Origin of the sequence: Lacticaseibacillus pantheris DSM 15945 = JCM 12539 = NBRC 106106, from assembly GCF_001311175.1 — a bacterium.
Taxonomy (GTDB): domain Bacteria; phylum Bacillota; class Bacilli; order Lactobacillales; family Lactobacillaceae; genus Lacticaseibacillus; species Lacticaseibacillus pantheris.
The window spans coordinates 1-6636 of the sequence record NZ_BBAI01000064.1 but is presented as its reverse complement, the minus strand read 5'-3'; the positions used below and the strand labels follow the sequence as shown (position 1 = coordinate 6636).

Sequence of the window (6636 nt, the reverse complement as noted above, 5' to 3'; positions counted from 1 at the left end):
TTTTTACCCGCGGGGCAACGCTCTGTTGATCATAGTCGAGCTGCGCAGGGCAAAAACTTCCGTGTAACCCACTTGGGACACTAAAGCCAAGTGCGGGCTTTAGTATCCCAAGCAAGTTACACTCCAGTTTCTGAACGCCCTGCTCCGCTCTGTGTGGTTTTTCTCATTTTTCTATGTTAAAATTCAATGTAAAACAATAAGCAAAGGGGTCGTTGCGGCGGCCACGGCCTAAGGAGATAAGTAAAATATGAGCAAAATTTTGATTATTGAAGATGAGAAGAACCTGGCACGGTTTGTTGACCTTGAATTGAAGCATGAGGGTAACGAAACCGCTGTTTACGGTAACGGTCGCCAGGGGCTGGACGCTGCTTTGGCAGAAGACTGGGATGCCATTTTGCTCGATTTAATGTTGCCTGAACTGAACGGTCTGGAAATCTGTCGTCGTGTGCGTGCCGTCAAGGATACTCCAATTATCATGATGACTGCCCGTGACTCCGTCATTGACCGCGTCTCCGGCCTGGATCACGGTGCTGACGACTATATCGTCAAGCCGTTTGCCATTGAAGAGTTACTCGCTCGTTTGCGCGCCTTGTTACGCCGCGTTAACTCCATGAACGCATCCAACCAGACCAAGCAGACCAAGTTGACTTACCGGGACCTGACCATTGAAAAGGAAAACCGGATTGTTCGTCGTGGTGATGACATCATTGAGCTCACGAAGCGTGAATACGAATTGTTGTTGACCCTGATGGAAAACGTGAACGTGGTTCAGGATCGGAACGAACTTTTGAAGAAGGTTTGGGGGTACGATTCCGACGTCGAGACTAACGTGGTGGATGTTTACGTCCGTTATATCCGTAACAAAATTGACAAGCCGGGTGATCCAAGTTACATCCAAACCGTCCGTGGTACCGGCTACGTAATGCGGTCTTAATGTTTAGACGCAAAGATGGTCAACGACGTCCACGTCGCCAGAAGGGATTTGTCTCGTTACGGTGGACGTGGGCGTTTGCCGTCGCGTTTGTCATATTTCTCACCTTTCTAGTGTTCTCGCTAGTCATTTATGGGGTGATGGGACAAACGTTGTTGGCGCAAGAAAAAAAGTACCGTCTCCGATACCGTTAATTCAGTTCAGAAGCGGCTAGAACCGATTAGTTCTAACCTGACCGCACGGACGGTCTTTCCCAAAATCGATGTATCCACCGATAATGGGAGTACGGTCGCGACTGAATCTGGCGGCAATCGTGGTTCGGTCTTTTCGGATGCGATTATTCAGAAATTGTCGCGGGAAGACATTACCGTCACGGTATACAATCAGTCGGGCCGGCAGGTGTTTAGCTCGCGTAAATCGCCGTTGAAGACTAAGCGGACTGCGGATTTGCGCATTACCACGGAGCGTGCAGGGGGCTTTGATGGTTTGGTGGCCCGGACGCCAATCGTCAGTGCGCATACCAGCAAGGTCATCGGTTATTTGCAGGTGACCAACGCCCTGTCAAGCTACCACCGGACGATGAATCGCGTCACCAATACTATTTATCTGGTTAGTTTTGGGGCGTTGGTCATTTCGGCATGATGGGTTTCTTTCTCGCCAGTCGTTTCCTGCGCCCCATCCGGCGTATCAGTAAAACGATTGATCAGATCAATAGTGAGCCGCAAAGCGACGCTCGAATCCCGGCGTTACGGACGAATGACGAATTGTCCCATTTGATTAACGAATTCAACGCAATGCTGGACCGTATTCAGCGTTTTATCGACCAGCAGACCGACTTTGTGGGCGATGTCAGCCACGAATTGCGGACGCCAGTTGCTATTTTGGAAGGGCACCTCAACATGTTGGACCGTTGGGGCAAAGAGGATCCGGAAGTACTTGACGAGTCCATCAAGGCTTCCCTACAGGAAGTGTCCCGGATGAAGAGCCTTATTCAGGAAATGCTGGACCTCACGCGTGCTGACCAGGTGGAAACGCAGTTTGTGCACGCGGTGACCGAGGTGAACGAAATTGTTGAGCAGGTCACCAACGACATGCAAATGATTCATCCCGATTTTACCATCACGCTCGAAAACGAGTTGGATGGCCCGGCCTGGGTCCAGTTTTATCGGAATCACATGGAGCAGGTGCTGATCATTCTGATTGACAACGCGGTGAAGTACTCACGGGACCGGAAGGAAATCCACGTATCGGTGGGCTCTTCCGACACGACCGTGGATTTGGCCGTGCAGGATTTTGGTGAGGGGATTGCTCCTAAGAATCAGGACCGTGTTTTCAACCGGTTTTATCGCGTGGATAAAGCCCGTAGCCGTGAAAAGGGCGGTAATGGACTGGGATTATCGATTGCTAAGCAGTTAATTGATGGTTACCACGGCACTATCAACGTTGAGTCGGTTCCTGGTAGTGGCTCAATTTTCCGGATTGCGTTGCCGATGTTAACGCCCGAACAAGCAGCTGAATTTCAGCGCCGCCATGACGCGGACAAGCCAGCACCTTTGAATCCAGATGATCTAAACAAGAGCAATTTAGCGTGATTCACGCACACGAAAAGGGTGACCCTCACATGAAGGTCACCCTTATTTTGTCCGTATTAAGAGGCGAAGTGCTGCCCAAAAATCTTGATGCGCCACGGGTGCATGAACTCGGCCATCGCGGCGTAGTCGTCAACGAGCGAAACGATGTAACTTTCCCGGTAACGGGGGAAAGCTAGCGTGGCACCCCACATATGCTTAACGATAATGTCGCGTTCCATCGGCGATAACTCGGTGAGGTGCTCCGCATTGTGCAAAGCAATGCGGGGATGCACGTATGCATGAGTTCCACTGTCAAACTTAGTGGTGCGCCAGTCGTAGTAGAATAAATCGTGCAGTAGACCGCCACGCGCGAGGGCCCGAACGTTCAGACCCATCTTCACCCCAATCAAATAGCTAGTGTAGGAAACACGAATTGAGTGCTCCAGACGGTTTGAATGGTGGTGTTGAGTGTAATTAGCCAGTTTTTGTACTGCCGGCTCTGCTAGCAGATCATCAACCAGGGCTCGATAAGCCTGGTCATCTTCCCACTGCCGATATTTCTCCATGGACACATCTCCTTGTCATTAGCTACCGCTATTATAGCAGGTTTAATAACGGTACGCACTCCGCTGATTGAACGTAACTAATTCATAATGATTCTCCGTTTACGCGAGGAGGTGGAACAATACCACGCCCGCAGCAACGCCCACATTGAGCGACTCGGCGCGACCACGCATGGGGATGTATAGGTTCTGGTCTGTCTGCGCCAGCAACTCTGGATCCATGCCGTTGCCTTCATTACCCATAACAAGGGCAAAGTTGGTGGTCGGTGCGACGTCAGTATATGGCAGTGCCTGGTCATTGAGCTCGGTGCCGAAGACCGGTACGCCAGCGGCTTTGAGTTGTGGTAACAGGTGGTTGAGGTTGGCACTCACTACGCGTACGTGGAACTGGCTACCCTGCATTGCCCGCAAAACTTTGGGCGAATAGGCGTCGGCCGTTCCGTTGCCGAGGACAACGGTGTCGATGCCAGCCGCGTCGGCAGTCCGTACCATCGTGCCCACATTGCCAGGGTCCTGAATGGCATCCAGCAGTAAAAAGCTGCCGTTTAGGTCCGTTGGCAACTCTTCGTGCGGCAACGGCATCACCGCAAACATCCCCTGTGGTGTGGGCGTCTCGGCCAGGTGCTGCGCGACCTCGCTGCTAATTTCGATGGTTTGGTCGTAGAAGTCACGGACTGCTTGCTCGTGCATGTATTTGCTAGTCACAAACAGTGTTTCCGGTAATGCACCGCTGGCGATGGCCTCACGTACAAGGTGTGGTCCCTCCAGCAGGTAACGGTCATAGTCCTTTTGGTACTTACGGCGGGTGAGCTTCTTTGCCCGCTTAATTTTGTCGTTTTTTTGGTGAAATAATGGTTTCCATTGGAATACCCCCCATTGCAAGGATTGTACCACATACCGGACGTAATAAGCGCTGGCACGTGACACCGCACGGATTATTTTTCTGGCGGTGACGATAAACAAACGCAAAGGGGCGTTTCCTGTTCCGCCGCTTAATGCACGCCATCACGTTGGGCCGTGGTAGAATGGTTGTACAGTGTGCGTGCACGTGAGCGATTGTTGCGTGTTCGCATTCAGGAAGGGGACATTTCGATGGCAGATACAGCCTATACAATTAGGGTTAACGGACGGGTGCAGGGCGTGGGTTTTCGCGCGACCACACAGATGTTGGCGGACAGAATGGCAATCCGTGGTGATGTGCGTAACCAGTCGGATGGGTCCGTGCTGATTCATGCCGTTGGTACCGACACACAGATGAGCGCATTCCGTGAGGCAATCAAGCAAGGACCATCCCAATTTGCCCGTGTGTCTACATATGAAGAAACACCAATGAAATCGGTGCCGGAATACAACGGATTTAACGTTGTATATTGATAGGTGCGGGCAGTTCGCGTATAGTGGACAACGATATCACTAGTTGAAGGGATTACTATTAATGAATACGAAGTTCAAACGTTTCGGTATGGGCGCGGGTTTAACGACTTTGGCGCTGGTATTGGCTGCTTGTAGTAATAGCACCCAGCATGTCTCCAAGTCTGGGATTGTGACCCGTACACCCCCAACCGGGTTCTTTTACGGGTCGCTGTACAAGTACGTATCAACCCCAATTTCGCACCTACTGGACAGTATTGCCCACGTTTTGGGGACGTCCAGTGGTTATGGTTGGGCAATCCTGTTAATCACCCTGGTCGTGCGGTTGGTGCTGATGCCATTCATGTTGCGGCAACAGCGTAACATGACGGAACAGCAAGAAAAGACGCGGGTGTTGCAGCCGCAGTTGTCGCTACTCCAAAAGGCGGCCAAGATGTCGCAGGACCAGACGACGACCATGCAAATCAACGGTTTGATGCAGGACGTCTACAAGAAGAACGGTAGTAGCATGATTCCCCAGATGGGTTGCCTAATGATGTTGGTACAGTTGCCGATTATCTCAGGTTTGTACCAGGCCGTGGCGTACTCCAAGGATATTGCGAACGCCAAGTTCTTGGGCATTGCTTTGGGGCACACAAACCTGCCGGTCACCATCATCGCTACTTTGCTGTACGTACTGCAGGGCTACCTGATGCTACAGGGATCTACGCCCGAGCAACGGAAGACCATGCAGACGTCGATGTGGTTATCACCGATGTTCACGTTCTTCATCAGTATCATTTCGCCGGCTGGTTTGGGACTATACTTCCTGGGGACGGGGATTATCATCCTGATTCAACAGCTAATCGTGACGTACGTGATGTTGCCGTCGATTCGGAAGCGGATGGATGCGGAGATGGCCGACAATCCGCCGGTCGAGGTGGTGACGCCCGACATGTTCAACGCGGATGGCTCCATTACGAGCCGTGCTCCGATGCCGTCAGCGATGGGGGCAATGCAAAGTATGGGTGTGGCTAAGCCAACCACTCAGGACGATGATTCAACTACCGGACCGACTGCTGAGGAGCTACGCGCACGGAACGCGGGTAAGCAGCACCGCGACGAATAGGTTTAGATGAATATTGTTTTTTGGCATCCACACTCCCGCTTGCGCAGGGATTGTGGATGCTTTCTTTATATGGCCACTGGACACGGTTGTCCGTGAGCCAGGCCCACTATTTGCCATTTTGATAATTTTGCTTGCACTTTTTCGCCTTTGCGGTATACTAACAATAAATAAGCACGTTTAGAACGGGCTCTTTCTATGACATTGTGAGGGGATTATTATGGCAACGGTGAAAACAGTTAATTGTACGCAGGACAAAACGAGTAAGGACTTATGCCCACATTTCCAGAAGACTTTTTCTATCTTGGGAAAGAAGTGGAACGGTTTAATTCTCGAGGTTTTAATTGACGGCCCACACCGTTTTAAGGACATTGCCGGCTCAATTCCTAAGTGTTCGGACCGCGTATTGGTTGAACGCTTGAAGGAGCTTGAGGGCGAGGGTATTGTTGACCGTGTGACGCATCCCAACTCATCTTTGATTGAGTACCAACTGACCGACAAGGGCCAGGGGCTCAATCAGGTGTTGACGGCGGCGCATGCTTGGGGTGACGAGTGGTTGACCGACGAGGAATGTGTTGACGCCATTGCCTAAGACCGTTACACTAATGACAGATTGACACAAAGACGTTGAAGGAAACGCAATTAGTGGCGACTGTCAGGAAGTGGAGTCCAGCGACTGGAAGGCTCCTCAGTTAAGACTAGTTGTATTCATTTTCTGAGTTGGCTTATTAGCTACGGCGGTAAGTCCCGGAGAGGGCCGTTATCCCACTGATTGAGTGTACGGGTATGTTTATATCCGTGAACTAGGGTGGTACCGCGGCCGATGTCGTCCCTAACCGTATTGACGGTTAGGGGCGTTTTTTTTGTAGAGAGCGGAGCAGGCCGTTTAGAAAGCATAGTATAAGTTACTAGCGCCGAAAGGCCCGCACTTGGCCTTTTGGTGCTAATAGCTTATACGTCGCTTTCTGGCCTGCGCAGCTCGTCTCAATACGCATGAGTAGCGCGGGAGCATAGTAGCATTCTCGGTCTTAGCCGCGGTGATACCGGTTTTGGCCGTTTAGTCAGAGTTGCTTATACGTCGCTTTCTGGCCTGCG

Annotated in this window: 5 protein-coding genes and 2 pseudogenes; 5 read left to right on the top strand and 2 right to left on the bottom strand. The window is 51.4% G+C overall.

The window, feature by feature from the left end:
• The first annotated feature begins 247 nt into the window (after window positions 1-247).
• Window positions 248-934, top strand: a complete 687-nt coding sequence (locus tag JCM12539_RS12165) for a response regulator transcription factor (RefSeq protein ID WP_054651780.1) — start codon at window positions 248-250, stop codon at window positions 932-934.
• Window positions 934-2523: pseudogene (locus JCM12539_RS15645) on the top strand (sensor histidine kinase). The gene JCM12539_RS12165 and the pseudogene JCM12539_RS15645 overlap by 1 nt, the downstream one beginning before the upstream one ends.
• A gap of 56 nt (window positions 2524-2579) precedes the next feature.
• On the opposite strand, the gene JCM12539_RS12155 reads toward JCM12539_RS15645, so the two are convergent.
• Together JCM12539_RS12155 and JCM12539_RS12150 are read right to left on the bottom strand one after the other, a co-directional pair.
• Window positions 2580-3068 (bottom strand): HD domain-containing protein, encoded by a 489-nt coding sequence (locus JCM12539_RS12155; RefSeq protein WP_054651778.1) that lies wholly within the window; start codon window positions 3066-3068, stop codon window positions 2580-2582.
• A 99-nt stretch (window positions 3069-3167) separates the two neighbouring features.
• A pseudogene (locus JCM12539_RS12150) lies at window positions 3168-3927 on the bottom strand (TrmH family RNA methyltransferase).
• 230 nt (window positions 3928-4157) lie between these two features.
• Between JCM12539_RS12150 and JCM12539_RS12145 the strand changes: the two are divergent.
• From JCM12539_RS12145 to JCM12539_RS12135, 3 genes are all read left to right on the top strand, one after another.
• Window positions 4158-4439 (top strand): acylphosphatase, encoded by a 282-nt coding sequence (locus tag JCM12539_RS12145; protein ID WP_054651776.1) that lies wholly within the window; start codon window positions 4158-4160, stop codon window positions 4437-4439.
• Window positions 4440-4500: 61 nt separating this feature from the next.
• Window positions 4501-5544 (top strand): membrane protein insertase YidC, encoded by a 1044-nt coding sequence (gene yidC, locus JCM12539_RS12140; RefSeq protein WP_082405529.1) that lies wholly within the window; start codon window positions 4501-4503, stop codon window positions 5542-5544.
• A gap of 217 nt (window positions 5545-5761) precedes the next feature.
• Entirely contained in the window at window positions 5762-6133 is a 372-nt protein-coding gene (locus JCM12539_RS12135) for a winged helix-turn-helix transcriptional regulator (RefSeq protein ID WP_156302203.1), read from the top strand.
• Window positions 6134-6636: the final 503 nt, after the last annotated feature.

Bases quoted from the DNA above. Each gene is read 5' to 3' on its own strand.
- JCM12539_RS12165 (WP_054651780.1), top strand. From the start codon at position 248: ATGAGCAAAATTTTGATTATTGAAGATGAGAAGAACCTGGCACGGTTT.
- JCM12539_RS12155 (WP_054651778.1), bottom strand. From the start codon at position 3,068: ATGGAGAAATATCGGCAGTGGGAAGATGACCAGGCTTATCGAGCCCTG.
- JCM12539_RS12145 (WP_054651776.1), top strand. From the start codon at position 4,158: ATGGCAGATACAGCCTATACAATTAGGGTTAACGGACGGGTGCAGGGC.
- yidC (WP_082405529.1), top strand. From the start codon at position 4,501: ATGAATACGAAGTTCAAACGTTTCGGTATGGGCGCGGGTTTAACGACT.
- JCM12539_RS12135 (WP_156302203.1), top strand. From the start codon at position 5,762: ATGGCAACGGTGAAAACAGTTAATTGTACGCAGGACAAAACGAGTAAG.